Genomic DNA, 26,975 nt, shown 5'->3' with positions numbered 1-26,975 from the left:
AGACGCCGTCCACACAACCTTTAGCGGTTGTGCGTGCCGACGATCTTGTCGCCTTCGAGCTTGGTGAAGGGCACGAACGGCACGATCTTGCCGCCGTAGATGTCCTCGCGGCTCGTCGTGATGGACCCGTCGGCAGCCTGCGTCTTGGTCACCTTGAGCACGCGCTGCGCGCCCGGCGGGCCGACCGGGATCACCATCAGGCCGCCCGACTTGAGCTGCTGCAGCAGCGGCGGCGGCACGTGGTCGATGCCGCAGGTCACGATGATCTTGTCGAACGGACCGGCTTCCTCCCAACCGTAGAAGCCGTCGGCGGTCTTGGCCTTGATGTGCTTGAACTCGGTGTAGCCCTTGTCGATCAGCTTGTCATACAGGCCGCGCGTGCGCTGGGCGAGCGGCGCGATGATCTCGATCGTGTAGGCGTTCTCGGTCAGGTTGGCGATGTACGCCGACTGCACACCCGAACCGGTGCCGATCTCGAGCACCTTCTCGCCGCGCTTGACGTCGATGACGTTGGTCATGCGGCCCTGGACATGCGGGCCGGACATGGTCACGCCATAGCCGATGTCGAGGAAGGCGTGCTCATAGGCGCGCTTGGCGATCGCCGGGCTGATCGCCGAGAATTCCTCGCGCGGGGTGAGCAGGAAGGCACGCATGGTCGCCTGGCCCCAGATGTCCTTGTTCTTGATCAGCGCCTGGAAGCGATCCCAACGCTGGCCAAGGAACACCGGGTCCTCGCCGCGGGCCTTGCCCCAGGCGATGAAATTCTCGCGCGAATCCATCGGCGGGTTCAGATCCCAGCTGTAGGGCTTGATCGTGGCAGCGATGGCCGGGGCGGCCAGGGCACCGGCGGCGAGCGCAACCGAGCCGGAGACGAAGGTACGTCTCTTCAAGATATTCCTCCTTGGCGCGGACACATTGAGAGAGGGAGAAACCGCCGGAAAAGCCCGGCGATTCGAGGCGGCCGCACGTCAAATAGATACGGGAATTGTGGCGGATTTGCCAGCGCGGCCATGCTAGGGGATCGGTAACAAATACGAATCACGGGAGGAATCATGAGCCGTAATTTGTCCCGCCGCGCCGCCTTGGGCGCCGCGGCCGCCCTGCCTGCGGCCGCCCTGCTGCCCCGGGGAGTGCAGGCCCAGGCCGCGTGGAAGCCGACGCAGAACGTGCGCATGGTCGTCCCGGCGGCGCCGGGCGGCACCACCGACATCGCGGCCCGCCTGCTGGCCGCCTACCTCACCGAGGCCTGGGGCCAGTCCTGCGTCGTCGACAACAAGTCGGGCGCGGGCGGCGTCATCGGCTCGACCGAGGTCGTCAAGGCGGCTCCCGACGGCAACACGATCCTGATGGGCAACATCGGGCCGCAGTCGATCGCCTACTCGCTCTACCGCAACATGCCCTACACGCCAGCCAGCCTGATCCCGGTGTCCAACGCCATCACCGCCCCCAACGTGCTGGTCGTCCACCCATCGGTACCGGCCAAGACGGTGCCCGAGTTCGTAGCCTGGCTGAAGGCCCAGAACGGCAAGGCCTCCTATGCCTCGTCCGGCACCGGCCAGTCGCCCCATCTCTGCGGCGCCTGGTTCTTGCAGCTCACGGGCACGAAGGCCGAGCATATCCCCTATCGCGGCGCGGCGCCGGCGCTCAACGACCTGACGGCCGGAGTCACCCAGTTCTTCTTCGACAATCTCACGACCGCGATCGAGTTCGTGCGCGCGGGCAAGCTCAGGGCGCTCGGCCTCACCTCGGCGCAGCGCAACCCGCTCACCCCCGATCTGGTTCCGATCTGCGAGACCATGCCGGAGCTGAAGCCGTTCGACGTCTCGACCTGGTTCGGCGTGTTCCTGCCGGCCAACACGCCCAAACCCATCGTCGATTCGCTCAACGCCCAGATGAAGGCGTGGCTCGCCGACCCGAAGACCCTGGAGCGCATCAAGACCATGGCGGGCTTCCCCGCCTACGGCACGCCCGAGCAGTTCAACGCCTTCGTCAACGCGCAGATCGCGCAATGGAAGGGCGTCATCGACAAGGAAGGCCTGAAGCTCGACGTGAACTGAGGCTCACATGATCTGGTTCACGACGCCGCCATCGACGCGCATGGCGGCGCCGGAGGTGCCGGACGCGGCTTCGCTGCAGAGATAGACGCCCAGCGCCGCCACCTCCTCCGGGGAGGTGAAGCGGCGGATCAGCGTGGTCGGCCGGAAGTCGCGCAGGAAGCCGGCCTCGATCTCTGCCACACTCACGCCCGAGGCCGCAGCCCGCTCCGCACGCATCCGGTCGGTATTTTCGGTGTGGGTCGGGCCGGGCAGCAAGGCGTTCACCGTGACCCCCGTGCCCGCCAGTTCCATGGCGAAGCCGCGCGACAGGGAAAGCTGCGCGGTCTTCGTCATGCCGTAGTGGATCATCTCCCTGGGAATGTTCAGCGCCGATTCGCTGGAGACGAAGACGACACGGCCCCAGCCCCGTCCGGCCATTCCAGGCGCGTAGTGGCGCGTGAAGCGCACACCACTCATGACGTTGACCTCGAAGAAGCGCTGCCATTCGCCGTCGTCGATCTCGAAGGCCGGCTTGCGGCCATAGATTCCGAGATTGTTCACCAGGATGTCGATCTGCGGCACCTTGCCGAACACGACTGCGGCGCCCTCTGCCGTGGCGCAATCCGCGGCGATGCCCGTGGCCTTGGCTTCCGGCACGGCTTCCTTCAGCCGCCTCAACGCGTCGTCGACGCCCGCCCGCCCGCGGCCCGTGATCACCACGCTCGCCCCTTCTGCGGCGAGACCTTTGGCGATGGCGTATCCGATGCCGGCCGTCGAGCCGGTGACAAGCGCATGCTTGTTGGCAAGTCCCAGATCCATGGCATTTCCTTCCTCAGGGCCGTCCCATGAGATGCGATGTTCCCTTCAGCCGATAGCCGAGGCGCTCATAGAAAGCCCGCGACCTGTCGCGGTCGATGCGGGTGTAGAGAGCGGTCGAGGGCAGGCTCTGGCCGGCACCCCACGCTTCGGCCTCGCGCATCAGCGCCTCGCCGACGCCGGCGCTGCGCCGCTCGGCTTCGACGACGAGTGCCTGCACGACGACCTCGCAAGGCTTTTCCAGCGCCGGCCGCACGAAGGCGTGGAGCACGCCGACGACACGGCCACTTTCTTCGGCGACCAAAATCCGATGATCCGACGTCGCCGCGACGCGGTCGAAGCGCGCCTGGAATTCCAGCGGATCGACGGGGTAGCCCAACTGCCCGATCAGGCGATGGACAACGGCAAGGTCGTCCTTGCCGGCGTCGCGAACGATCATATGGTCGTGGCCTCACGTAGGGGTGCGGGTGCGATGCACGGTAGGCGGCGCTCCGGACCTTGCCAAGCGGCGGCCCAGGCTTAATATCAGTACTCTGATATATGGAGCCCTCGATGTCCCAGCCGCGTCTCACCTACGATGCCTTCGCGAAGATCGCGCCCGTCGCCCAGCAGTCGCTGATCGCCATGGGCCGGCAGGCCGACGAATCGGGCATCGACAAGCAGATCATCGAGCTGGTGAAGCTGCGAGTCTCGCAGCTCAACAACTGCGCCTTCTGCCTGCAGATCCACCTCAACGTCTCGCGCAAGCTCGGCGTGCCGCAGGAGAAACTCGACCTGGTCGCGACCTGGGAAGAAGCCGGCATCTTCTCCGAGCGGGAATGCGCGGCGCTCGCCTGGGCCGAGACGCTCACGCGCCTCGTCGGCCACAGCGTCTCGAACGAGGCATACGAAGCCGTGCGCCGGCACTTCAGCGAGGAGGAAGTCGTGTTCCTCTCGGTCTCGGTGGCCACGATCAATGCCTGGAACCGGTTGGGAGCCGCCTTCCGCTTCGCCCCGCCGATCCAGAAGACGGCGCGGCCAGTCGCCTAATATGCAAATGACAATCGTTTGCAATTAAGATAGAGATGCTGTCATGCCTGATATCACCCATGCGCGCGAGCCCCGTCTGCTCGCCCTCGACCAATTGCTGGCCCGCCGCTCGGTGGGCCTCCTGCAGGAGCCGGCACCCGAAGGCGCCGACCTCGACCTGATCCTCGATGCCGGCCTGCGCGCGCCCGATCACGGACGGCTGAAGCCCTGGCGCTTCGTCATCATCCGCGATGAGGCGCGCCTCGCCTACGGCGAAAAGCTGGTCGAGGCCGTCGCCGTGCGCGATCCGGCCAATGCCGCGACGCTCGCCGAGCGGTATCGCGCCTGGGTGCGACGCACGCCGATGCTGATCGCCGTCGGCGCCATCGTGAAGCCGGGCAATATCCCCGAGATCGAACAGCTGCTGGCGGCCGGCGCGGCGGCGATGAACATGCTGAACGCCGCGCACATGCTGGGCTACGGCGCCATGTGGGTGACCGGCCCGAACGCCTACGACCCGAACGTGAACAGGCTGCTTGGCTTCGAAGCGCCGTCGCGCCTCGTCGGCCACCTCACCGTCGGCACCCCAGCCCCCTCGACCGCCCCGGCTCCGGCGCGACCCGACCGGGCCGCGCACGTCACCGAATGGAGGCCCGGCTGAGCCGGACTGTGCCCTACTTGCCGGCCGCGTCGAGCGCCTGGGCGAGATCGGCGAGGATGTCGTCGATGTGCTCGAGGCCGATCGACAGCCGCACATAGCCGTCCGAAACACCCGTCGCGAGCTGCTCCTCCGCAGAGAGCTGCGAGTGTGTGGTCGAGGCCGGATGGATCGCCAGGCTGCGCGCGTCGCCGATGTTGGCGACGTGATAGAGGAGCTTCAGGGAATCGATGAAGCGCCGTCCCGCTTCGCGGCCCGCCGTCAGCTCGAAGCCGACCAGCCCACCGTAGCCGCCCTTGAGATAGGCGTCGGCGCGGCGCCGCGTCTCGCCCTTCTGCTGCGACGGGTGGATGACCTTCGCGACCTCGGGCCGCTTGGCCAGGAAGTCGGCGACGGCCTGGGCGTTTTTGACATGGCGCTCCATGCGAAGCGTCACCGTCTCGATGCCCTGCAGGATCAGGAAGGCATTGAACGGCGACAGCGCCGATCCGAGATCGCGCAGCAACGTCGTGCGCGCCTTGATGATGTAGGCGACCGGGCCGATCGGCTTCACCGCCTCGACCCAGACGGCGCCGTGATAGCTGGGGTCCGGCGTGTTCAGCGCCGGCTGCCGCCCGGGATGCGCCGCCCAGTCGAAGTTGCCGCCATCGACGATCAGGCCGGCGATCGAGGTGCCGTGGCCGCCGAGATACTTGGTGCCGGAATAGACCACGACCGCCGCGCCATGATCGAGCGGCCGCGTCAGGATCGGCGCTGCCGTGTTATCGACGATCAGCGGGATGCCGAGCGGCCGGCCGATGTCTGCCACTTCCTTGATCGGGAAGACCGCGAGCTTCGGGTTGGGCAGCGTCTCGGCGTAGTAGGCGCGGGTGCGATCGTCGGTGGCGCGGGCGAAGGCCTGCGGATCGGACGGATCGACGAAGCGGACCTCGATCCCCTGGTCCTTCAGCGTATGGGCGAACAGGTTCCAGGTGCCGCCGTAGAGATCGGTCGAGCTCACGACATTGTCGCCGGCCCTGGCCAGGTTCTGGATCGCGAAGGCCGAGGCCGCCTGCCCCGAGCTGACGGCCAGCGCTGCGGCGCCGCCTTCGAGGGCGGCGATACGCTGCTCCAGCACGTCGACCGTGGGATTGCCGATGCGCGTGTAGATGTTGCCGAGCTCCTTCAGCGCGAACAGGTTCGACGCGTGCTCGGTGTCGCGGAACTGGTACGAGGTGGTCTGGTGGATCGGCACGGCGACCGAACCGGTCGTGGCGTCGGCGCGCCAGCCGGCGTGCAGCGACAGGGTCTCGGGATGGCGGGAATTGGTCATGATGGCCTCGCTTTGCGACGAGCGGCCAAACTCATGGCAAGCGACGGCGCAGTCAAAGGGAATGGCTGCCGACGTCCGACAGGCGGGCGACGAAATCAGCCTTCCCGTCGCGATCGCCGCAGAAAAATCTTCTCTACTGCCGGGGCGAAGCGACCGTCTGCGCGGCGGGCGGCGGGAAGGCCGGCGGCGCCGGATTGGGCTGGTTGAGCCCGCCGATCGGCACGGGCGGCGGCAGGTCTTCCTGGCGCCAGCCGCCCCCCAGCGCCTTCACCAGATTGGCGCTGGCCGTGAGCCGGTTGAGGCGGATGGTGAGCAGGGTCTGCTCGGCGGCGAGCGCGGCGGTCTGGGTCTGCACCACGGTCGTGTAGGGAACCGTGCCGACCCGATACTGGTTGAGCGAAAGGCGCTCGGCCTCGCGGGCGGCGGCAACCGCGGCCCGCTGCACCTGCTCCTGCTGCACCAGGATACGCTGCTGCGCGAGCGCGTCCTCGACCTGCTGGAAGGCCGTCAGGATGGTCTGTCGATAGGTCGCAACCGTGGCGTCGTAGCTCGCGCGCGCACCCTGGACCTGCGCGGCGAGGCCGCCGCCGTCAACCATGGTGCCGGCGATCTGCGGCCCCACCGACCAGGCCGCCGTGCCGAGCTGCAGCAGCGAGCCCAGGCCGCCGCTCAGGAAGCCGATCGTCGCACCCAACGAAATCTGCGGATAATAGGCGCCCTTGGCGACGCCGACCTGCGCATTGGCCGCCGCCATCTGGCGCTCGGCCGAGGCGATATCGGGACGGCGCTCCAGCAGGATCGAGGGAACGCCTGAATCGACCGTCGGCACCGTGAGCCGCGTGGGCGCCGGCTCGATGCTCACTTCCGACGGCGCCTTGCCGACCAGGAGCGCGATCGCATGCTCCAGCAGCGCGCGGTTGATGCTTTCGTTCACGAGCTGGGCGCGCGTCTGCTCGTACTGGGTCTGCGCCTGCACGAGGTCGACCCGCGAAACGATGCCGGCGTCGACCTGGTTCTGCGCAATCTGCATCGAGCGCAGGTATGCCGCGACGGTCGCCTCGTAGAGCCGCTTGCGGTCGTCGGAGATGCGCAGCGAGGCATAGTTCGTGACGAGATCGGTCTGTGCCGACAGCCGCGCGTTGGCGAGATCGGCATCGCTGGCCTGCGCCGCCGCCGAATCGCTCTCGACCTGGCGGCGGATCGTGCCCCAGAGGTCGAGCTCCCAGTTGAGGGTGAAGCCGGTCGAGAACTGGCCCACCGTGGAATCGAAGCGTGTCACCGTCGAGGTGCTGCTCGTGCCGGTGCCGCGCTGGGCACCGGTGCCGGTCTGCTGCGCCGAACCGGTGCCGGAAATGTTTGGATAGAGCGCCGACTGGTCCTGCCGGATCAGCGCCCGTGCCCGCCGATAGTTGGCCTCGAAGATCTTCAGGTTCTGGTTCGAGACGTCGATCTGCGCCGCGAGGCTGTCGAGCGTCGGATCGCCGTAGACCTGCCACCACGTCCCGCGATCCGCACCGTCGCGCGGCTGGGCCGGCCGGAAGAGCGAAGCCGTGCCGGGCGGCAGTTCCGCTTCCTTGTACTGAGGCGCCACCGGGCTGGCCGGCGGCGCGCGCTCGTAGTTGGGCCCGACGAGGCAACCCGAAACCAGCAGCAGGGGAAGAAGCGCCGCGCTGCGCTTCATGCCGGCACTCCGCCGTTGCCCGCCCCAACACTCCCCAGCGCGCGCGCGACGCGGCTTGGCCGGTCGCGATCGCGGCGGCGGAAGCGGTCGAGATAAAGGTAGATCACGGGTGTTGTGTACAGGGTCAGGATCTGACTCACGATAAGGCCGCCGATAATCGAGATGCCGAGGGGTCGGCGCAGCTCCGCGCCATCACCATAGCCGATGGCCAGCGGCAGGGCGCCGAGGATCGCGGCCATCGTCGTCATGAGGATGGGCCGGAAGCGCAGAAGGGCCGCCTGATGGATCGCGACGGAGGGCTCGAGCCCCTCGCCGCGCTCACGCTCCAGCGCCACATCGATCATCATGATGGCGTTCTTCTTCACGATGCCGATCAGCAGCAGCACCCCGATCATGGCGATGATGCTGAATTCGACACCCGAGAACTGCAGCGCCAGCAGCGCGCCGATGCCGGCAGACGGCAGGGTCGACAGGATCGTGATGGGGTGGATGTAGCTCTCGTAGAGGATGCCGAGCACGATATAGACGGCGGCCAGCGCCGCCAGCACCAGCAGGAGCTGGTTGTTGAGAGACTGCTGGAAGGCCCGCGCCGTCCCCTGGAACGACCCGTGCAGCGTGGTCGGCATGCCGATCTCGCGCATCGTGTCGTTCACGTATTGCACGGCATCGCTCAAGGTCTTGCCCGGCGCGAGATTGAACGAGACGGTGCTGGCCACGAACATGCTCTGATGGTTCACGGCCAGCGGCGTCGTGCCGTAGTCCCAGCGCGTCACCGAAGACAGCGGCACCAGCGTCTCGGGCGTGGTGCTGACCGCCGCACCCGTCGAGGCCGAGCCGCGGCCGCTGACGGCGATCTGGTTGGTGCGCAGGTTGCGCACCGCCTGCGCCGGATCGATGGTCAGTGCGCCGGTACCGGCCGCCCCGGTCGAGGTGGAACCCGTGGTCGAGGAGGTAATGCCGCCCGTTGACTGCGTGCCGCTCAGGGCGCCGCCGGATTTGCTGACATAGATGTCCTTAAGCGATTCGGGACTCTCCCACCATTGCGGCGCCACTTCCATGACCACGTGATACTGGTTCAGGGCGTTGTAGATGGTGGAGACCTGGCGCTGGCCGAAGGCATCGTAGAGCGTCGCGGAGATGTTGCGCGTCGATATGCCGAGACGGGCTGCGGCGTCGCGATCGATCGTCAGGTTGAGCTGCAGCCCGCGCTGCTGCTGGTCGGAATCGACGTCGGTGATCACCGACGTGTCGGCCTGCAGGGCCTGGGTGAGCCTCGGGCCCCAGGTATAGAGGTCCGACAGCGAATCGGCCTGCAGCGTGAATTGATATTGGGCGTTGCCCTGACGCCCACCCACCCGGATGTCCTGCACGGATTGCAGGAACAGCATGGCGCCGGGGACCTGGCCGAGCTTTGGCCGCAGGCGCGCGATCACCTCGTCGGCGGTGGCATCGCGCTCGCTGAGCGGCTTCAGCGTGGCGAAGATGAAGCCCGAATTCGTCTGCCCGCCGCCGGTGAATCCCGCAACGCTCTCGATCGCCGGATCGGACCGGACGATCTCGACGAACTGGCGGAACTTCCGGCGCATGGCCTGGAAGGAAATGCTCTGGTCGGCGCGGATGCCGCCCATGATGCGACCCGTGTCCTGTTGCGGAAAGAAGCCCTTGGGAATCGTCACGTAGAGATGGATGTTGAGGATCACCGTCGCCAGGAACACGAACATGGTGAGCAGCGGATGGCGCAGCACCAGCCCGAGGCTGCGTCCGTAGAGCCGCTGCAGGCCGCCCAGCCCGCGCTCGCTCAATCGTGCGAAGAAGCCGGGCGCGCGGTGGGCGCCCGGCGGTCGCAACACGTAGGCGCACATCATCGGCGTGGTCGTGAGCGATACGACCATGGAGATCAGGATCGCCATCGACAGGGTCACCGCGAACTCGCGGAACAGGCGGCCGACGATCCCGCTCATGAGCAGGATCGGGATGAAGACCGCGATCAACGAGACGCTCATCGACACGACGGTGAAGCCGACCTCGCGGGCGCCCTTGAGGGCGGCCTCCATCCGTGACATGCCGGCCTCGAGATGGCGGGTGACATTCTCGAGCACGATGATCGCATCGTCGACCACGAAGCCCGCCGCGATGGTGAGTGCCATCAGCGACAGGTTGTTCAGGCTGTAGCCCAGCAGGTACATGCAGCCGAACGTGGCGACCAGCGACACCGGCACCGTCACCGCAGCGATGAAACCGGCCCGCGCCGAACGCAGGAAGGCGAAGGTCACCAGAACCACGAGCACGACGCCAATCACGAGCGCCTGTTCCACTTCCTTGAGGGCCGCGCGGATCGTCGTCGTGCGGTCGCTCACCACCTGCAGCTCGACGTCGTTCGGCATCGAGGCCTGCAGCTCGGGCAGCAGCGCCTTGATCTCGTCGACGGTCTCGATGATGTTGGCGTTGGGCTGCTTGTAGATGATGACCAGCACCGACCGCTTGCCGTTGGCCTGGCCCTCGTTGCGGATGTTCTCCGTCGAATCGATCACCTCCGCCACGTCCGAGAGCCTGACCGGGGCGCCGTTGCGCCAGGCGATGATCAGCGGCCGGTATTCGTCCGCGACGGCGGCCTGGTCGTTGGAATAGATCTGGAAGCGCTGGTCGCCGACCTCGAGGGCGCCCTTGGGCGAATTGGCGTTTGCGGCCGCGAGCGCCGCCCGCACGCTCTCGAGGCCGATACCGTATTTGTTCAGCGCCGTCGGGTTCAGTTCCACCCGCACCGCCGGCAGCGAACTGCCGCCCAGCTGGACCTGGCCAACGCCGCTCACCTGGCTCAGCTTCTGCTGCAGGATGTTGGAGCCGGCATCGAACAGCCGGCCCTGGCCCAGCGTGTTCGACGTGAGAGCGATCACCATGACCGGCGCGTCGGCCGGGTTGATCTTGCGATACTGCGGATTGCTGCGCAGGTCGGCGGGCATGTCGGCCCGCGCGGCGCTGATCGCCGCCTGGACGTCGCGGGCCGCGCCGTCGATGTCGCGCGACAGGTCGAACTGCAGGGTGATGCGCGAATTGCCGACCGTGCTGGACGAGGTGATCTCGGTCACGCCGGCGATCGCGCCCAGCCGCCGTTCCAGCGGGGTCGTCACGCTGGTCGCCACGGTCTCCGGCGACGCGCCCGGCAAGGTCGCCGTCACCTGGATGGTCGGGAAGTCGATCTTCGGCAGCGGCGATACCGGCAGGCCGAAGAACGCCACCAGGCCGGCCAGGGCCAGGCCGATCGTCAGCAGCGTCGTGGCGACGGGGCGCGCGATGAAGGGCGCCGACAGGTTCACGGCGTGCTCTCTCCCGCCCCGCCCCGTGCCGGGTGCAGCGGCGTATCGAGCGGCACACCGCGCAGGCGGCGACCGATCCGGTCGAAGGCAAGATAGATGACCGGCGTCGTGAAGAGCGTCAGCAGCTGGCTGACGATCAGGCCGCCAACGATGGTGAGGCCGAGCGGCTGGCGCAGCTCGGACCCCGTGCCGCTGCCCAGCATCAGCGGCAGCGCGCCGACCAGGGCCGCGACCGTGGTCATCAGGATCGGCCGGAAGCGCAGCAGGCAGGCCTGGTGGATCGCCTCGCGCGGCGCCTTGCCCTCGTTGCGCTCGGCATCGAGGGCAAAGTCGATCATCATGATCGCGTTCTTCTTCACGATGCCGATCAGCAACACGATGCCGATGATGGCCACGATGCTGAGGTCGGTGCCGGCCAGCATGAGGGCGAGCAGCGCGCCGATGCCGGCCGAGGGCAGGGTCGAGAGGATCGTGATCGGGTGGATGTAGCTCTCGTAGAGCACACCCAGCACGATGTAGACGGTGACGATGGCGGCCAGGATGAGGAGGAGCTGGCTGTCGAGCGACTTCTGGAAGGCCAGCGCCGCGCCCTGGAAGTGCGTCGTGATCGAGCGCGGCATGCCGATCTCGCGCTGGGCCGCGACGATGGCGTCGACCGCCTGCCCCAGCGCGAAGCCCGGGGCGAGGTTGAATGAGATGGTGGTGGCCGGGAACTGGCCGAACCGGTCGAGCCGCAGCGGCGCGGTGCGCTCCTCGAACGTCGCGATCGCCGACAGCGGCACCTGCTTGCCGGCCGTCGAGCTCGGCAGATACAGGTCGTTGAGCGAGGCGAGCGAACGCGACATCTCGGGTTCGACCTCGTAGATGACCCGATACTGGTTGGACTGCGTGTAGACGGTCGAGACGATGCGCTGGCCGAACACGTCGTAGAGCACGTTGTCGACCGTCGCGGCCGTGATGCCGAACCGCGCCGCGGCATCCCTGTCGATCCGGATGAACATCGACAGGCCCTTGTTCTGCAGGTCGCTGGTCACGTCGACGAGTTCCGGCTGCTTCGCCAGCCGGTCCATCAGGCGCGGCACCCAGGCGTCGAATTCGGCGGCATTGGCCGACTCCAGGACGAACTGGTACTGCGTGCGGCTCACCGTCGAATCGATGGTGAGATCCTGCGCCGGCTGCATGAAGAGGGAGATGCCCTGGACTCCCGCAGTCTCGCGCTGCAACCGGCGGATCACCTGGGCCGCCGTCAGCGAGCGCTCGCTGCGGGGCTTGAGGTTGATCAGCATGCGACCCGAATTGAGCGTGGGATTGGTGCCGTCGACGCCGACGAAGGACGTCAGGCTCTCGACGTCGGGATCCTCCAGGATCGCCTCGGCCAGGGCACGCTGGCGCTGGCTCATCGCGGCGAAGGAGACGCTCTGCGGCCCCTCGGTCACGGCCTGGATCAGGCCGGTGTCCTGCACCGGGAAGAAGCCCTTGGGAATGACGATGTAGAGCGCCACCGTGAGCACCACCGTGCCGACCGCGACCAGCAGGGTCAGCGCCTGGTGCCGGAACACCACGACCAGGCAGCGGTCGTAGAAGCGGATGACACGGGAGAACCAGCCGGTACCCATCGTCTCCGACTCGAGGGCGACCGGCGCCGTCTCGCGCGTCGCGACCGCCGCCTCATGCGGCCGCTGGCGCAGGAACTGGGCGCACAGCATCGGCACGAGGGTGAGCGACACCACGGCGGAGATCAGGATGGTGACGGACAGGGTGACGGCGAACTCGCTGAACAGGCGGCCGACCACGTCGCTCATGAACAGCAGCGGGATCAGCACGGCGATCAGCGAGACGGTGAGCGAGACGACAGTGAAGGCGATCTGCTTCGAGCCCTTGAGCGCCGCCGTCTTCGGATCGTCGCCGCGCTCGATGTAGCGCGCGATGTTCTCGATCATGACGATGGCGTCGTCGACCACGAAGCCCGTGGCGATGGTGAGCGCCATGATCGACAGGTTGTTGAGGCTGAAATCGGCGAGATACATCACCGCCAGCGTGCCGACGAGCGATAGTGGCACCGACAGGCTCGGGATGACCGTCGCCCGCGCATCGCCCAAAAAGGCGAAGATCACCGCCACGACCAGGACGACCGCGAAACCCAGTTCGATCTGCACGTCGCGGACGGAAGCGCGGATGGTCAGGGTCCGGTCGGTAAGAACGGTGATGTCCAGAGAGTTGGGCAACGTCTCGCGCAGGGTCGGCAGCAGGGCCTTGATGCGATCCACGACCTCGATGACGTTGGCGCCGGGCTGCCGCTGGACGTTCACGATCACGGCTTGCGTGTTGTTCGCCCAGGCGGCGATTCGGGTGTTCTCCTGCCCCTCCTCGACCGTCGCCACGTCGCGAACGCGCACCGGCGCGCCGTTGCGATAGGCTACGACGATGTCGCGGAACGTATCGGGGTCGGTGATCTGATCGTTGGCGTTGATGGTGAGCGCGCGCGCCGGCCCGTCGAAATTGCCCTTGGGCGTGTTGACGTTGGCGTTGGAGATCGTGGTGCGGAGGTCGTCGATGTTGAGGCCGTAGGCGGCGAGCGCGGTCGGGTTGGCGCGGATGCGCACGCCGGGCTTCTGGCCACCCTCGAGATTCACCAGTCCGACTCCGGGAAGCTGGGAGATCTTCTGGGCCAGCCGGGTATCCACGAGGTCGTGGACCTTGGTGAGCGGCTCGGTCTTCGAGGTGACGGCGAGCGTCAGCACCGGCGCGTCGGCCGGATTGAACTTGGCATAGATCGGCGGCGAGGGCAGGTCACCCGGCAGCAGGTTGCCGGCGGCGTTGATCGCCGCCTGGACCTGCTGCTCGGCGACATCGAGGCCGAGCTTGAGGTCGAACTGCAGGGTGATCGACGAGGCGCCGGCCGAGCTGGTCGAAGTCATCTGGTTGAGGCCGGGCATCTGGCCGAACTGCCGTTCCAGCGGTGCGGTGACCGAGGTCGTCATCACCTCCGGGCTGGCTCCGGGATAGATCGTGAGGACCCGGATCGTCGGATAGTCGACCTGCGGCAGGGCCGAAAGCGGCAGGAAGCGGTACGCGATGATGCCGACCAGCATGATCGCAACCATGAAAAGCGAGGTCGCGACGGGCCGTTCGATGAAGATCCGCGACGGATTCATGTCGCGGCCGCTCTACTGGTTGGTCTGCGTGGCAGGGCGGCCGACGCCGCTTGCGGGATTCGCTCCGGTACCACCGTTGACCTGCTGACGCCGGCGCTGCCCCTCTGCCGGCGCCTGGGCGTCGGGCGGCGCGTTGGCGACCGGCGGTCCTGCCGAGGCGCGCGGCGCCGGCAAGGGCTTGCGGATCTTGGCGCCATCGCGCAGGCGGTCGACACCGTCGATCACGACCTGGTCGCCGACCTTGAGGCCCTTGAGGATCGCCACCTTGTCACCATCGGTCGCACCGGTCTCCACGACGCGGATCTCCACCGTATCGTCGGCCTTCGCGAGATAGACGAACGTTCCGGGCTGGCCGCGCTGGATGGCGGCGACGGGTACGACGACGGCATCCTTCACCGTGGCGGCCAGCAGGCGGACGTTCACGAACTGGTTCGGGAACAGCGATTCGTCGGCATTGTCGAAGATCGCGCGCAGCTTCACGGTCCCGGTCGTCTGGTCGATCACGTTGTCGGTCGTATCGAGGCGACCAACGGCCAGCTCGTTCTTCTGCGCGCGATCGAGCACGCGGACTTCGAGATTTTCACCGGTCTTCAACCGTTGCCGCACCAGCGGCAGGGAATCCTCGGGGATCGTGAACAGCACGGAAATCGGCTGCACCTGGATGATCACGCAGATGCTGCTCGCGTCTCCCATCGTGACGTAATTGCCCTTGTCGACCATGCGCAAGCCGATCTTGCCGGTGAGGGGCGCGACGATTTTTGTATAGGTGACGTTGAGCTTGGCGGCATCGACCTGCGCCTGATCGATGACCAGCGCCGCCTCGTACTGGCGCACCAGGGACATCTGCGTGTCGTATTGCTGCCGCGCGATCGAGTCCTGCTGCACCAGCTTGCGGTAGCGTTCGAGGTCCATCTGCGCGTTCTTGAGCAGCGCCTCGTCGCGCTGCTGCTGGCCGATCGCCTGCTGCAGCGCCACGTCGTAGGGCCGTGGGTCGACCTGGGCCAGCAGGTCGCCCTGCTTCACCATCTGGCCTTCCTTGAAATAGACGTCGGTGAGCTGACCAGTGATCTGGGTCTTCACGTTGACGGTCTGGAGCGGCGTCACCGTGCCCAGCGCGCGCAACACGATGGGAATGTCGCCCTGGCTGGCGGTGGCGACCCCCACCGGGACCGCCGCGCCCGCAGCGAAACGGCCGCCTGGTCCTTGCCGCGCAGGCGGCGCAGAGCCGGACTGCGAAATGTACCAGCCTGCGCCAGCCACGATGGCCAGGCCGACACCGATCCCGAGAAGGGTTCGCAGCCGCGTCATTCGCCCATACACTCCAGAAAACCAGCCCGTAACCACATACGAGCCGGCATCGTGGAGTCTCCCCCACTGAAATGGCAGACGCAAGGCGACTGCCGGTCAACAGGGGTCTAAACGTCCGAAAGGCTGAAAAGACCCCTCGGACGCCCCAGAAATGCGATCACCCGGCCGATTTGTCGGCCACGTAGAGGCTGCCGCCGCCCGCCCGGAACTTGGCGCTCATTTCGTCCATGCCCTTCTTGGCATAGTCCCTGATGTCCTGGGTGATGCGCATGGAGCAGAACTTCGGCCCGCACATCGAGCAGAAATGCGCGGTCTTGTGGGCTTCCTTGGGCATCGTCTCGTCGTGGAACTTCTCTGCCGTGGCGGGATCGAGCGAGAGGTTGAACTGGTCGCGCCAGCGGAAGTCGAAGCGTGCTCGCGACAGCGCGTCGTCGCGCAGTCGGGCTGCGGGATGGCCCTTGGCCAGATCGGCGGCATGGGCCGCGATCTTGTAGGTGATCACTCCCACCTTCACATCGTCGCGGTCGGGCAGGCCGAGATGCTCCTTGGGGGTCACGTAGCAGAGCATCGCCGTGCCGAACCAGCCGATCATGGCGGCCCCGATGCCCGAGGTGATGTGGTCGTAGCCCGGCGCGATGTCGGTGACGAGCGGCCCCAGCGTGTAGAACGGCGCCTCGCCGCATTCGCGCAGCTGCTTGTCCATGTTGGCCTTGATCTTGTGCATGGGCACATGGCCCGGCCCCTCGATCATCACCTGGCAGCCCTTGTCCCAGGCGACTTTCGTCAGTTCACCGAGCGTCTCCAGCTCGGCGAACTGCGCGGCGTCGTTGGCGTCGGCATTGCAGCCCGGCCGCAGCCCGTCACCCAGCGAGAAGGAGACGTCGTACTTACGCATGATGTCGCAGATGTCGCCGAAATGCTCGTAGAGGAAGCTCTCGCGATGCTCGGTGAGGCACCACTGCGCCATCATCGAGCCGCCGCGGCTCACGATGCCGGTGACCCGGCTGGCCGTCAGCGGCACGTGCGCCAGGCGCACGCCGGCATGGATCGTGAAGTAGTCGACGCCCTGCTCGGCCTGCTCGATCAGCGTGTCGCGGAAGACTTCCCACGACAGCTTGGTCGGGTCGCCCCCAACCTTCTCGAGCGCCTGGTAAATCGGCACCGTGCCGATCGGCACCGGCGCATTGCGCACGATCCATTCGCGCGTGTCGTGGATGTTGCGGCCGGTCGACAGGTCCATGACGGTGTCGGCGCCCCAGCGGATCGCCCACACCATCTTCTCGACCTCTTCCTCCATCGAGGAGGAAACGGCCGAGTTGCCGATGTTGGCGTTGATCTTCACCAGGAAGTTCCGGCCGATGATCATCGGCTCCAGTTCGGTGTGATTGATGTTGGTCGGGATGATGGCGCGGCCCGCGGCCACTTCAAGGCGCACGAATTCCGGCGTAATGAACGCGGGCAATGCCGCGCCAAAACTCTCGCCATCGGCCAGCCGGGCCTCGGCCTCGTCGAGCACCTTCTTGCGCCCGAGATTCTCGCGCGCGGCGACATAGATCATCTCCTTGGTGATCACGCCCGCACGCGCCCATTCGAATTGCGTGATCGGCTTGCCGTCGAGACCGCGCAGCGGCCGCGGCGTATGGGGAAACGGCCGCAGCACAGAGTCCTTCACGTTGCCGTTGTCGATCGGCTGGATGGTGCGGCCGGCATACTCCTCGACGCCGCCGCGTTCGAAAACCCAAGCGCGCCGAGTCTGGGCGAGCCCCTTGCGCACGTCGATCGCGACGTCGGTGTCCGTGTAGGGACCGGTCGTGTCGTAGACGCGCACCGGCGGCTCGGCCGTCGACGACAGCTCGATCTCGCGCAGGGGAACGCGCAGGTCGGGCGCGGCGTCGGGCGTCGCGTAGACCTTGCGGGACGCAGGCAGCGGCCCCGTCGTGACGGTCGGGGCGGTGGTGGTGACGATGGTGTCCATGATGGATCTCCCGTGGCTGGTTGGCAGACGGAGATCCGGTGTTGTGTCGTGCAAAGGATGTATCCAGTCCCTTCGCCGGCATGACCCGGATCAGGTTCAAAGGGTCACCGCGCCGACGCCAGCTGGACTGGCGACCATCGGTATCTCAGCCCCTTGACGGGACCCCCCTTGGACACGCGAACCCTAGAGCGGTCGCGGGCCGACGACAAGCGGCCTCCCAGGCGTTCGTAAACTGTCCCTCAACCTGCGCAAATCCTTAACCCCCGCTCTTTAGCTTCGGCACCGCAAGGGCGGGGGTCATCGATGTCGCGCGCTACACTGTTCGCCACGGCGGCCGGCTGGCTCCTTCCGGTCCTGTCGCTGCCCGCGACGGCATGGGCGCAGACGGCCGACACCGGCCTCAAGGCCGAACTGCAACGTTTCCTCTACGATGAAGCGACGGCCGTCCTGCACTTTCGCAGCTACCTCTTCGACCGGCAAAATCAGAGGCCGCCCAATCTGGCGGCCATCGTCACCGGCGGCTGGGTCGGCCTGCAGACCGGATGGTTCTACGACACGCTGCAGCTCGGCGCAGTCGGCTACACGACGCAACCGGTCTGGGCGCCGCAGGGCCGCGACACCACCTCCGATGGCACGTCGCTCCTCAAGCCGGGCGGCTACGGCTACTTCACCCTCGGCCAGGCCTACGCCTCGGTCCGCTGGCAGAAGCAGACCGCCACCGTGTTCCGGCAGTATCTCGATGAACTCGAAGTGAATCCGCGCGACGACCGCGAACTCCCCCAGACCTTCGAGGCCTATGCGCTGCGCGGCGTCCTCGGACCGGTGAACTACTTCGCGGGCTACGTCGCCGCCATCAAGCCTCGCGACTATTCGGCCTTCATCAACATGGGTGAAGCGGCCGGCGCGCCGAACGTGAACAAGGGCATGGGTCTCTTCAGCGCGAAGTACGGCAGCATGAACGAGCTGCAGGCCCGCGCCTCGACCTACTTCGTCCCGGACATCCTCTGGTCGAGCTACGGCGATGTCGGCGGCACGATCAGGGTGAACGAAGACCTGCGCGTCCAGCTAGCGGCGCAGTTCGCCGTGCAGGGCAGCAACGGCATGAACCTCCTCACCGGCACGCCCTTCAGCACCTTCTGGGGCGGCTTCCGCGCAGATGCTTTCTGGGGGCCGATGGCCTTCCGCGTGTCCTACACGCAGATCGGCTCGGCCGCCGCCTGGCGCAACCCCTACGGCATCTTCATCGGCTACAACAAGATGCAGTCGCTGGACTTCAACAGGGCCGGCGAGATGGCCGTGACCGCAGGCGCGAGCTACGACTTCAAGGGTGCAGGCCTCCCTGGCGTGATCTTCCTCGCGACGGCGACCTATGGCGGCAGCGCCGTCAATCCGCAGACGCACGCCGCGCTGTCGAACAACTGGGAATACGATCTCGAGCTTGCGATCCGGGGTGACGCCATGCCGGACGCGCCGGACTGGCTGAAACCCCTCAACCTGCGCAACCGCGTCGCCTTCGTGGATCAGTATCTCAACAACACGCTCACCTCCTATACGGAGTATCGCGTGCAGCTGAACTACGAGCTGACCTGGAAAGGTCCACGCCTGCGGCAATAGAAGTGCTTATCTGTCGTCCTAAGTGCAGCGAAGGACCTGACGGAACGACCGGACGACTACGTGGCTGGCGTGAGATCCTTCACTTCGCTCAGGATGACTGACGAAGGAACGACCGACCCGCTCTAAACCACCTGGCCGGTGCGCATCTCGGCGATCTCGGCATCAGAATACCCGGCTTCCTTCAGCACCTCGTCGGTGTGCTGGCCGAGCGTCGCCGGCGGGCGGTCGATCGAGCCGCCGCCATGCTCCAGCCGGAAGCCCGAGCCCACGACCTTGATCGGCCCATGCTCGGTCTCGACGGTCTGCAGCACGGTGCGATGCTTGAACAAGTCGAGCTGCGCCGTCTCCGGGATCGAGTGCACGCGGCCGGCCGGCACGTCCGCCTTGGCGAAGCGCTCGATCCAGGTGCCGGAATCCTCGGTCTTCATCGCCCCTTCGACGATCTCGTGCAGGGCGGTGTTGTTGGCGATGCGCGTCGCCCAGTCGACGAAGCGCGGATCGTCCAGCGCATCCTCGCGGCCCAGCACCTTCATCAGCCGCTTGAACTGCGGATCGGTCATCACGGCGAGCACGATCCAGCCGTCGCGGGTCTTGAAGAGATTGCCCGTCGGCTTGCGCGTCACCGACAGGTTGGCGGCCTGCCCGTGGACCCGGCCGGTCATCATGTGCTCGGTGAACTGCTGCGCCAGATAGCCCATCACGGCATCGATCATGGCGACGTCGACGAGCTGGCCCTTGCCGGTATGCGTGCGCTGGTAGAGGGCCGACGCAATGCCCAGCGCGGCGGTCGCGCCCGACATCACGTCGGCGCCGGCGAAGCCCACCCGAGTGGGGCCGTTGTTCTCGAAACCGGTGATCGACATCAGGCCCGACATGGCCTGGATCATGCCGTCGAAGGCCGCGGTCCTGGACTCAGGTCCGACCTGGCCGAAGCCCGACACGGCACAATAGATCAGCTTCGGATTGATCGTCTTCAGCGTCTCGTAGCCGATGCCGAGCTTGTCCATCACGCCGGGGCGGAAATTCTCGACCACCACGTCTGCCGTCTCGACCAGACGTTTCACGACCTCGATCGCCTTGGGCTGCTTGAGGTCGAGGGTGATCGACCGCTTGTTGCCGTTCACCGCGACCCAGGGCGCCGCGAGGCCACGCTTCTCCCAGTCGTTGGACCGGGTGCCGAAACGCATGTCGTCGCCTTCGCGCGACTCGATCTTGACGACATCGGCCCCGAGCAGGGCGAGCTGGTAGGAGCTGTAAGGGCCCGCCAGCACACGCGTGAAATCGACGACCTTTACGCCCGTAAACGGCTTGCTCATGTCACTCCTACGCCACGCCCGCCTTCTGGCGCTGGCTGAGCGCGACCTGCTTGACCTTGTCGAATTCGGCCCGCCGCTTGGCGACCTCTTCGGGCGGCATGCGCTCGAGATTGTTGTAGTCGTTCTTCCAGTCCCCGTCGTCGTTCCAGCGCAACGGCGACTGGACCGTCGTGCGCGGGCCGATGGCGCTTTCCAGGACCTTCAACGCGAGATCCAGCGTGAATCGCTGGGTATCGGGCTCGTGCGGCTTGCCGCAGGAATTTCCGAGCGGGAAATCGCTGAACAGAAAGCGCGGCACGCCCACCCATTCGACGATGTCCTTCGCCGCCCCCATCACCACGGTGGGGATGCCGTTCCGTTCCAGATATCGTGCGACCAGACTCACGGTCTGGTGACAGACGGGTCATGTAGGGACAAGCAGCGCGGCGTCGACCTGGTCCTGGCGGCAGCGCGCCAGGATTTCCGGTGCGTCGGTCTCCAGCGTGACGCGCTGGCTGCGATTGGTCGGCGCGCCGTGGAAACGGGCCGCCAGCTTGAAGCGACCTTGATTGGCGAACTCGCGCATCAGCGGCAGCGGGAACCAGGTGTTGCTGTCCGTCGCCGTCGTATGCTTGCGGTCGTAGCCGATGTGGGAAATGCGGGTGTCATGGTCCTGGGCGGTATCGCCCGAATAGACCGAATAGAACTTGGCCGAGGCGTTGTAGAGCGCGCCCGGACCCTGGTCGCCCTTGTCCGGCTGGTAGGGAGCCGCCGTCGAGATCAGCGCCAGCGTGCTGTCCTTCAACGGCTTCTTCAGGGGCGTGAATGGCGCATCGGTATAGTGCGCCCAGCGATAGGGATTGTCGTAACCCAGGGCGAGGTAATACTCGCGAGTCCGACGCATGTATTCCAGTGGCGCGTCGTATTCCGGCGCGAAATCTATCGTATCGACCATGGTCGAAAACTGAGCGCTGGGACGCGCGAAGTCAAACGAGCAGACGCCGGTGTTCGCATGACGATATGTCGGGCAAGGGTGTTCCAGGGGCTGGAAAGCTGACCCCGATGTAACCCCCCGGCCATAGTGCCGCCCAACTCCGTCGCGCTATATATGAAACGAGACCGGACAGGCTGGGGAGCGCATCGCATGGCGATCAGACGGCGCAGCGTATTGGCGGGCAGCGCGGCCCTTTGGGTCGGCGCCCCGGCGATTCTGCGGGCCCAGACTGCGGCGCCGGCGGGCAAGATTCACGTCAGTCACGGTTTCGCCATGCACGGCGAGCCCAAGTACAAGGCCGATGCCGGCCCGCCCGACTACCTGAACCCGAACGCCCCCAAGGGGGGCACCGTCCGGCTGGGCGCACGGGGCACCTTCGATTCGCTGCACCCCTTCATCGTGAAGAGCGTTCCGGCGGCCGGCATCACCCAGCTCTGGGACACGCTCTGCTGGAACTCGCGCGACGAGGCCTCGACCGAATACGGGCTGATCGCCGAGACGATCGAATGGCCCGAGGACCGGTCGTGGGCGGCCTTCACGCTCCGGCCGCAGGCGCGCTGGCACGACGGCAGCCCGATCACGGTCGAGGACGTGATCTTCTCCCTCGACATCCTGAAGTCCAAGGGACTGCCGAACTACGCCTTCTACTACAACGACGTGCTCAAGGCCGAGAAGGTGGGCGACCGCAAGGTGAAGTTCACCTTCCGCGACGACACCAACAAGGAGCTGCCGCTGATCATCGGCCAGCTGCCCATCCTGCCCTCCAAATGGTGGGCCAGCCGCGACTTCGAGAAGGTGTCGCTCGAGCCCGCGCTGGGCAGCGGCCCCTACAAGGTCGACTCGTTCGATGTCGGCCGCTCCATCGCCTATCGCCGCGTCGACGACTGGTGGGCGAAGGACCTCTGGATGAATCGCGGGCGCAACAATTTCGACGTGATCCGCTACGAGTACTATCGGGACGTCACCGTCCAGTTCGAGGCCTTCAAGGCCGGCGACCTCGACCTGCGCCAGGAGAACATCGCGCGCAACTGGGCGACCGCCTATGACATCCCGGCGGTGCGCGACGGCCGCATCCAGCGTGCCGAGATCCCGCACGAATTGCCGACCGGCATGCAGTGCTTCGCCTTCAACACGCGCCGCGACTATTTCAAGGACAAGCGCGTGCGCGAGGCCATCGCCACGATGTTCGACTTCGCCTGGGCGAACAAGAACCTGTTCTACGGCATGTACAAGCGGAACATCTCGTTCTTCGGCAACTCCGAGCTCGCCTCGTCGGGCCTGCCCACGCCTGCCGAGCTGAAGTACCTCGAGCCGCTGCGCGGCAAGATCCCCGAGGAAGTCTTCACCAAGGAATTCAAGCTGCCGGAGACCGACGGCACCGGCAACGTCCGCGACCTGGCGCGCCGTGCGCTGACCCTCCTCAAGGAGGCCGGCTGGGAGATCAAGGACGGCAAGATGACGGAGACCAGGACGGGCAAGAAACTCGCCTTCGAGATGCTCCTGGGCGACGCCAGCTTCGAGCGGGTCGTGCTGCCCTACAAGCAGAACCTCGAGCGCATCGGCATCGACATGACCGTGCGCACGGTCGACACCGCGCAGTTCAAGCGCCGCGAGGACGATTTCGACTTCGACATGATGGTCGACGGCTTCGGCCAGTCGCTGTCGCCGGGCAACGAGCAGCGCGACTTCTGGGGTTCGAAGGCGGCCGACAGCAAGGGCAGCCGCAACACGATCGGCATCAAGGATGCGGCGATCGACCAGCTGATCGAGACCCTGATCGCCGCGCCCGACCGCGAGAGCCTGATCAACGTCACGCGCGCGCTCGACCGCGTGCTGCTGTGGAGCAGCTTCGTCGTGCCCAACTGGCACAGCAACACCGCCTACGTCGCCTACTGGAACCGGTTCGACCGGCCGGCCAAGAGCGCCAAGTACGCCCCGGTCGCCTTCGACACCTGGTGGATCGACGAGGCCAAGGACCGCGCCCTGCAGCGCGACAGGAAGTAGGCGTCCGGCCGCTCCATGATCGCCTACATCCTGCGCCGTCTCATGCTGGTGGTGCCGACCCTGTTCGGCATCATGGTGATCAACTTCTTCATCATCCAGGCCGCCCCCGGCGGCCCGGTCGAGCAGATGCTGTCCCAGATCCAGGGCACCGCGGTCGACGCCACGGAGCGCTTCTCCGGCAGTTCGAGCGGCGGCGAGACCTTGCGCAAGGGGGACTCGTCGAGCGGCACCTATCGCGGCGCCCGCGGCCTGCCGAAGGAGCTGATCGAGCGCATCGAGAAGATGTACGGCTTCGACAAGCCGGTCGGCGAGCGCTTCCTCTTGATGATGAAGAACTACCTCGTCTTCGATTTCGGCGAGAGCTTCTTCCGCAACAAGCGGGTGGTCGACCTCATTATCGACAAGATGCCGGTGTCGATCTCGCTTGGCCTCTGGACCACCTTGCTGATCTATTTCGTGTCGATCCCGCTCGGCATCGCCAAGGCGGTGCGCGACGGCTCGCGCTTCGACGTGTCGACGTCGACCACCCTGATCGTGCTGAACGCCATCCCGGGCTTCCTCTTCGCCCTCCTGCTCGTCGTGCTGTTCGCCGGCGGCGGCTACTTCAAGTGGTTCCCCCTGCGCGGCCTCGTCTCCGACGACTGGAGCTCGCTGGGGCCCGTCGACAAGGTGCTCGACTATTTCTGGCACATGGCGCTGCCGATCGGCGCCATGGTGATCGGCGGCTTCGCCACGCTCACTTTCCTCACCAAGAACTCCTTCCTCGAGGAGATCCACAAGCAGTACGTGCTGACCGCCCGCGCCAAGGGCCTGGTCGAGCGTCGCGTGCTCTACGGCCATGTCTTCCGCAACGCCATGCTGATCGTGATCGCGGGCTTTCCTGCCGCCTTCGTCGGCGTCCTGTTCACCGGATCGCTGCTGATCGAGGTGATCTTCTCGCTCGACGGGATCGGCCTGCTGGGCTTCGAGGCGGCCCTGAACCGCGACTATCCGATCATGTTCGGCACGCTCTACTTCTTCGGCCTGATCGGCCTCGTGATGGGGATCCTGGGCGACATCATGTACACGGTGGTCGATCCCCGGATCGATTTCGAGGCGCGCGGCTGATGAACCCGATGAACCGGCGCCGGCTCGCGGCCTTCCGTTCCAGCAAGCGCGGCATGATCTCGCTCGCGATCTTCGGCCTGCTGTTCTTCCTCTCGCTGTTCGCCGAGCTGCTGGCCAACGACAAGCCGATCCTCATCCGCTACGACGGCGCCTTCTATTCGCCGCTGGTGAAGGACTATCCCGAGACGACCTTCGGCGGCGATTTCCCGACCAACACCGTCTACTCCGACCCGGAAGTGCGGAAGCTGATCGAGGAGAAAGGCTGGATCCTCTGGCCGCCGATCCCCTACAGCTACGACACGGTGCTGAAGGGCGAAGGCCGCACCACCCTGCAGCCACCCTCGCGGCAGCACTGGCTGGGCACCGACGACAGCGGTCGTGACGTGATGGCCCGGCTGATCTACGGCTTCCGCATTTCCGTCCTGTTCGGGCTGGCGCTGACGGTGGCCAGCACGGTGATCGGCATCGCCGCCGGCGCGGTGCAGGGCTATTTCGGCGGCGTGGTCGACCTCCTGATGCAGCGTTTCCTGGAGATCTGGTCGAGCATGCCGACGCTCTATCTTTTGATCATCCTGGCAAGCTTCATCCAGCCGGGCTTCTGGGTCCTGCTGGGCATCATGCTGCTGTTCAGCTGGATGGCGCTGGTCGGACTGGTGCGCGCCGAATTCCTGCGCGGCCGCAACTTCGACTATGTCCGCGCCGCCCGCGCGCTGGGTATGATGGATGCGCGCATCATGTTCCGGCACATCCTCCCCAATGCGATGACGGCCAGCCTCACCTTCCTGCCCTTCATCCTGGCGGGGTCGGTGACGACGCTCACCTCGCTCGACTTCCTGGGCTTTGGCCTGCCGGTGGGCTCGCCCTCGCTGGGCGAGCTGCTGCTGCAGGGCAAGAACAATCTCACCGCCCCGTGGCTCGCCTTCACCGGCTTCTTCGTAATCGCCCTCATGCTGTCGCTGCTGGTATTCATCGGCGAGGCGGTGCGCGATGCCTTCAACCCGCGCAAGGTGCTGGCGTGAGCGACGATCCCATCCTGCTCGAGGTCAAGGACCTCTCCGTCAACTTCGGCACCGGCGACAAGGCGGTACGCGCGGTGCGCGGCGTCAGCTTCGACATCAAACGCGGCGAGACTGTCGCACTGGTGGGCGAATCGGGCTCCGGCAAGTCGGTGACGGCTTTGTCGGTCCTGCAGCTCCTGCCCTATCCGGCCGCCAGCCATCCCACGGGGAGCATCCGCTTCCAGGGCAAGGAGCTGGTCGGCGCCTCGATACGCGAGCTCCTGTCGGTGCGCGGCAACCGGATCTCGATGATCTTCCAGGAGCCGATGACCTCGCTCAACCCGCTGCACACGATCGAGCGGCAGGTGAACGAGGTGCTGATCCTGCACAAGGGCCTGTCGCGCGAGGCGGCGCGCAAGCGCACGCTCGAACTGCTGGAGCAGGTCGGCATTCCCGACGCCGCCAACCGGCTCGACGCCTACCCGCACCAGCTCTCGGGTGGCCAGCGCCAACGCGTGATGATCGCCATGGCGCTCGCCAACGAACCCGACCTGCTGATCGCCGATGAGCCGACGACGGCGCTCGACGTCACCATCCAGGCGCAGATCCTGAAGCTGCTCAAGTCGCTGCAGGCCCGCTACGGCATGGCGCTGCTGTTCATCACCCACGACCTCGGCATCGTGCGCAAGATGGCCGACCGCGTGTGCGTGATGACCCAGGGCCGCATCGTCGAGCAGGGCCCGGTCGCCGAGGTCTTCGACCGGCCGCAGCACAGCTACACCCAGCATCTTCTCTCGGCCGAACCCAAGGGCCGGCCGGCGGCGGCCGACCCGGCGGCGCCCGAGATCCTGCGGCTCGACGAACTCAAGGTGCATTTCCCGATCCGGCGCGGCGTGATGCGCCGCACGGTCGGCCATGTGAAGGCGGTCGACGGCGTCAGCCTCGCCTTGCGTGAGGGCCACACGATCGGCCTGGTCGGCGAATCGGGATCGGGCAAGACGACCCTCGGCCTCGCTCTGCTGCGACTGGAGCGCAGCGAGGGCGGCATCCGGTTCGACGGCCGCGAGCTGCAGGGGCTCGGTCAGCGCGAGCTGCGGCCGATGCGCCGTGAGATGCAGATCGTCTTCCAGGACCCGTTCAGCTCGCTCAGCCCGCGCATGTCCGTGGGCGAGATTGTGGGCGAGGGACTGGAAGTCCATCGCATCGGCACGAAGCAGGAGCGCGACGTCCTGATCGACCAAGTCCTGCGCGAGGTCGGCCTCGATCCGTCGAGCCGCGAACGCTACCCGCACGAATTCTCCGGCGGCCAGCGCCAGCGCATCTCGATCGCCCGCGCGCTGGTCCTGAAGCCGCGCCTGATCGTGCTCGACGAGCCGACCTCGGCACTCGACATGAGCGTCCAGGCCCAGATCGTCGACCTGCTGCGCGACCTCCAGCAGCGGCACAAGCTTGCCTATCTTTTCATCAGCCACGACCTGAAGGTCGTGCGGGCCCTGGCCGACGAGGTCGTCGTCCTGCGTCACGGCAAGGTGGTCGAACGGGGACTGGCGACCCAGATCTTCGAGGCACCCCAGACTCCTTACACGCAGGCGCTCATCGCCGCGGCCTTCAACCTCGAAGCGATCGGCGGCGACAGCCGGGTCGTCGCCACCTAGTCGCGAAGAAAGAGGGAATGGGGCTCGACCCGGCGATGCTCGCCC

The 26,975-nt window shown here is 66.5% G+C and carries 19 protein-coding genes and 1 riboswitch; of the genes, 8 read left to right on the top strand and 11 right to left on the bottom strand.

The features are described 5' to 3' along the window. Window positions 1–20: 20 nt before the first annotated feature. A complete protein-coding gene (locus EPO41_RS13320) occupies window positions 21–890 on the bottom strand; it encodes a protein-L-isoaspartate O-methyltransferase (protein ID WP_296325780.1) in 870 nt (289 codons plus the stop codon). A gap of 162 nt (window positions 891–1,052) precedes the next feature. On the opposite strand from EPO41_RS13320, the gene EPO41_RS13315 reads away from it, so the two are divergent. After that, the gene (locus EPO41_RS13315; protein ID WP_296325778.1) at window positions 1,053–2,057 is read left to right on the top strand and encodes a tripartite tricarboxylate transporter substrate binding protein; all 1,005 of its coding nucleotides are present in this window, start codon (window positions 1,053–1,055) and stop codon (window positions 2,055–2,057) included. A 3-nt stretch (window positions 2,058–2,060) separates the two neighbouring features. Here the strand turns inward: EPO41_RS13315 and EPO41_RS13310 are convergent, their stop codons facing one another. Both EPO41_RS13310 and EPO41_RS13305 read right to left on the bottom strand, forming a co-directional pair. Then, window positions 2,061–2,855, bottom strand: a complete 795-nt coding sequence (locus EPO41_RS13310; RefSeq protein ID WP_296325777.1) for an SDR family oxidoreductase — start codon at window positions 2,853–2,855, stop codon at window positions 2,061–2,063. A gap of 13 nt (window positions 2,856–2,868) precedes the next feature. Then, the gene (locus EPO41_RS13305; RefSeq protein ID WP_296325776.1) at window positions 2,869–3,291 is read right to left on the bottom strand and encodes a GNAT family N-acetyltransferase; all 423 of its coding nucleotides are present in this window, start codon (window positions 3,289–3,291) and stop codon (window positions 2,869–2,871) included. Window positions 3,292–3,404: 113 nt separating this feature from the next. On the opposite strand from EPO41_RS13305, the gene EPO41_RS13300 reads away from it, so the two are divergent. Together EPO41_RS13300 and EPO41_RS13295 are read left to right on the top strand one after the other, a co-directional pair. Then, window positions 3,405–3,881 (top strand): carboxymuconolactone decarboxylase family protein, encoded by a 477-nt coding sequence (locus EPO41_RS13300; protein ID WP_296325775.1) that lies wholly within the window; start codon window positions 3,405–3,407, stop codon window positions 3,879–3,881. Between the two features lie 43 nt (window positions 3,882–3,924). Further along, window positions 3,925–4,521, top strand: coding sequence for a nitroreductase family protein (locus tag EPO41_RS13295; RefSeq protein ID WP_296325774.1), 597 nt, complete (start codon window positions 3,925–3,927; stop codon window positions 4,519–4,521). A 13-nt stretch (window positions 4,522–4,534) separates the two neighbouring features. Here the strand turns inward: EPO41_RS13295 and EPO41_RS13290 are convergent, their stop codons facing one another. From EPO41_RS13290 to thiC, 6 genes are all read right to left on the bottom strand, one after another. Beyond that, window positions 4,535–5,830 carry a PLP-dependent transferase gene (locus tag EPO41_RS13290; protein WP_296325772.1) on the bottom strand — a complete coding sequence of 432 codons (1,296 nt, stop codon included), beginning with the start codon at window positions 5,828–5,830 and terminating at the stop codon, window positions 4,535–4,537. Window positions 5,831–5,963: 133 nt separating this feature from the next. Then, window positions 5,964–7,511, bottom strand: coding sequence for an efflux transporter outer membrane subunit (locus tag EPO41_RS13285; RefSeq protein WP_296325770.1), 1,548 nt, complete (start codon window positions 7,509–7,511; stop codon window positions 5,964–5,966). Further along, window positions 7,508–10,825 (bottom strand): efflux RND transporter permease subunit, encoded by a 3,318-nt coding sequence (locus tag EPO41_RS13280; RefSeq protein WP_296325768.1) that lies wholly within the window; start codon window positions 10,823–10,825, stop codon window positions 7,508–7,510. Before EPO41_RS13280 ends, EPO41_RS13285 begins: the two co-directional genes overlap by 4 nt. Further along, window positions 10,822–13,980 (bottom strand): MdtB/MuxB family multidrug efflux RND transporter permease subunit, encoded by a 3,159-nt coding sequence (locus EPO41_RS13275; protein ID WP_296325766.1) that lies wholly within the window; start codon window positions 13,978–13,980, stop codon window positions 10,822–10,824. Before EPO41_RS13275 ends, EPO41_RS13280 begins: the two co-directional genes overlap by 4 nt. Window positions 13,981–13,992: 12 nt before the next feature. Beyond that, the gene (locus EPO41_RS13270; RefSeq protein ID WP_296325764.1) at window positions 13,993–15,288 is read right to left on the bottom strand and encodes an MdtA/MuxA family multidrug efflux RND transporter periplasmic adaptor subunit; all 1,296 of its coding nucleotides are present in this window, start codon (window positions 15,286–15,288) and stop codon (window positions 13,993–13,995) included. A 157-nt stretch (window positions 15,289–15,445) separates the two neighbouring features. Continuing rightward, complete coding sequence (thiC, locus tag EPO41_RS13265) at window positions 15,446–17,263, bottom strand: phosphomethylpyrimidine synthase ThiC (protein WP_296325763.1); 1,818 nt, start codon at window positions 17,261–17,263, stop codon at window positions 15,446–15,448. Between the two features lie 49 nt (window positions 17,264–17,312). Beyond that, window positions 17,313–17,442: riboswitch (TPP riboswitch) on the bottom strand. Between the two features lie 124 nt (window positions 17,443–17,566). Here thiC and EPO41_RS13260 point away from each other — a divergent pair. After that, window positions 17,567–18,877, top strand: coding sequence for an OprD family outer membrane porin (locus EPO41_RS13260; RefSeq protein ID WP_296325761.1), 1,311 nt, complete (start codon window positions 17,567–17,569; stop codon window positions 18,875–18,877). Window positions 18,878–18,999: 122 nt separating this feature from the next. Here EPO41_RS13260 and EPO41_RS13255 read toward each other — a convergent pair whose 3' ends face one another. Together EPO41_RS13255 and EPO41_RS13250 are read right to left on the bottom strand one after the other, a co-directional pair. After that, window positions 19,000–20,193, bottom strand: a complete 1,194-nt coding sequence (locus EPO41_RS13255; RefSeq protein WP_296325759.1) for a CoA transferase — start codon at window positions 20,191–20,193, stop codon at window positions 19,000–19,002. Window positions 20,194–20,200: 7 nt separating this feature from the next. After that, on the bottom strand, window positions 20,201–21,127 hold the full coding sequence (locus tag EPO41_RS13250; RefSeq protein WP_296325757.1) for a glycine/sarcosine/betaine reductase selenoprotein B family protein: 927 nt from the start codon (window positions 21,125–21,127) through the stop codon (window positions 20,201–20,203). A 189-nt stretch (window positions 21,128–21,316) separates the two neighbouring features. Between EPO41_RS13250 and EPO41_RS13245 the strand changes: the two genes are divergently transcribed. The 4 genes from EPO41_RS13245 to EPO41_RS13230 are packed head-to-tail and all read left to right on the top strand — an operon-like array spanning window position 21,317 to window position 26,930. Then, window positions 21,317–23,170 (top strand): extracellular solute-binding protein, encoded by a 1,854-nt coding sequence (locus tag EPO41_RS13245; protein WP_296325755.1) that lies wholly within the window; start codon window positions 21,317–21,319, stop codon window positions 23,168–23,170. Window positions 23,171–23,185: 15 nt separating this feature from the next. Further along, entirely contained in the window at window positions 23,186–24,277 is a 1,092-nt protein-coding gene (gene yejB, locus EPO41_RS13240) for a microcin C ABC transporter permease YejB (RefSeq protein WP_296325753.1), read from the top strand. Beyond that, window positions 24,277–25,296, top strand: coding sequence for an ABC transporter permease (locus EPO41_RS13235; protein ID WP_296325751.1), 1,020 nt, complete (start codon window positions 24,277–24,279; stop codon window positions 25,294–25,296). The genes yejB and EPO41_RS13235 overlap by 1 nt, the downstream gene beginning before the upstream one ends. After that, entirely contained in the window at window positions 25,293–26,930 is a 1,638-nt protein-coding gene (locus tag EPO41_RS13230) for an ABC transporter ATP-binding protein (protein WP_296325749.1), read from the top strand. Before EPO41_RS13235 ends, EPO41_RS13230 begins: the two co-directional genes overlap by 4 nt. Window positions 26,931–26,975 lie beyond the last annotated feature (45 nt).

The organism is Reyranella sp. (genome assembly GCF_004297265.1).
In the GTDB taxonomy this organism is placed as follows: domain Bacteria; phylum Pseudomonadota; class Alphaproteobacteria; order Reyranellales; family Reyranellaceae; genus Reyranella.
Note: the sequence above shows the minus strand (reverse complement) of the source record. Positions and strands in the feature narration are given on the sequence as shown.

Bases quoted from the DNA above. Each gene is read 5' to 3' on its own strand.
- EPO41_RS13315 (WP_296325778.1), top strand. From the start codon at position 1,053: ATGAGCCGTAATTTGTCCCGCCGCGCCGCCTTGGGCGCCGCGGCCGCC.
- EPO41_RS13310 (WP_296325777.1), bottom strand. From the start codon at position 2,855: ATGGATCTGGGACTTGCCAACAAGCATGCGCTTGTCACCGGCTCGACG.
- EPO41_RS13305 (WP_296325776.1), bottom strand. From the start codon at position 3,291: ATGATCGTTCGCGACGCCGGCAAGGACGACCTTGCCGTTGTCCATCGC.
- EPO41_RS13300 (WP_296325775.1), top strand. From the start codon at position 3,405: ATGTCCCAGCCGCGTCTCACCTACGATGCCTTCGCGAAGATCGCGCCC.
- EPO41_RS13295 (WP_296325774.1), top strand. From the start codon at position 3,925: ATGCCTGATATCACCCATGCGCGCGAGCCCCGTCTGCTCGCCCTCGAC.
- EPO41_RS13290 (WP_296325772.1), bottom strand. From the start codon at position 5,830: ATGACCAATTCCCGCCATCCCGAGACCCTGTCGCTGCACGCCGGCTGG.
- EPO41_RS13285 (WP_296325770.1), bottom strand. From the start codon at position 7,511: ATGAAGCGCAGCGCGGCGCTTCTTCCCCTGCTGCTGGTTTCGGGTTGC.
- EPO41_RS13275 (WP_296325766.1), bottom strand. From the start codon at position 13,980: ATGAATCCGTCGCGGATCTTCATCGAACGGCCCGTCGCGACCTCGCTT.
- EPO41_RS13270 (WP_296325764.1), bottom strand. From the start codon at position 15,288: ATGACGCGGCTGCGAACCCTTCTCGGGATCGGTGTCGGCCTGGCCATC.
- thiC (WP_296325763.1), bottom strand. From the start codon at position 17,263: ATGGACACCATCGTCACCACCACCGCCCCGACCGTCACGACGGGGCCG.
- EPO41_RS13260 (WP_296325761.1), top strand. From the start codon at position 17,567: ATGTCGCGCGCTACACTGTTCGCCACGGCGGCCGGCTGGCTCCTTCCG.
- EPO41_RS13255 (WP_296325759.1), bottom strand. From the start codon at position 20,193: ATGAGCAAGCCGTTTACGGGCGTAAAGGTCGTCGATTTCACGCGTGTG.
- EPO41_RS13245 (WP_296325755.1), top strand. From the start codon at position 21,317: ATGGCGATCAGACGGCGCAGCGTATTGGCGGGCAGCGCGGCCCTTTGG.
- yejB (WP_296325753.1), top strand. From the start codon at position 23,186: ATGATCGCCTACATCCTGCGCCGTCTCATGCTGGTGGTGCCGACCCTG.
- EPO41_RS13235 (WP_296325751.1), top strand. From the start codon at position 24,277: ATGAACCCGATGAACCGGCGCCGGCTCGCGGCCTTCCGTTCCAGCAAG.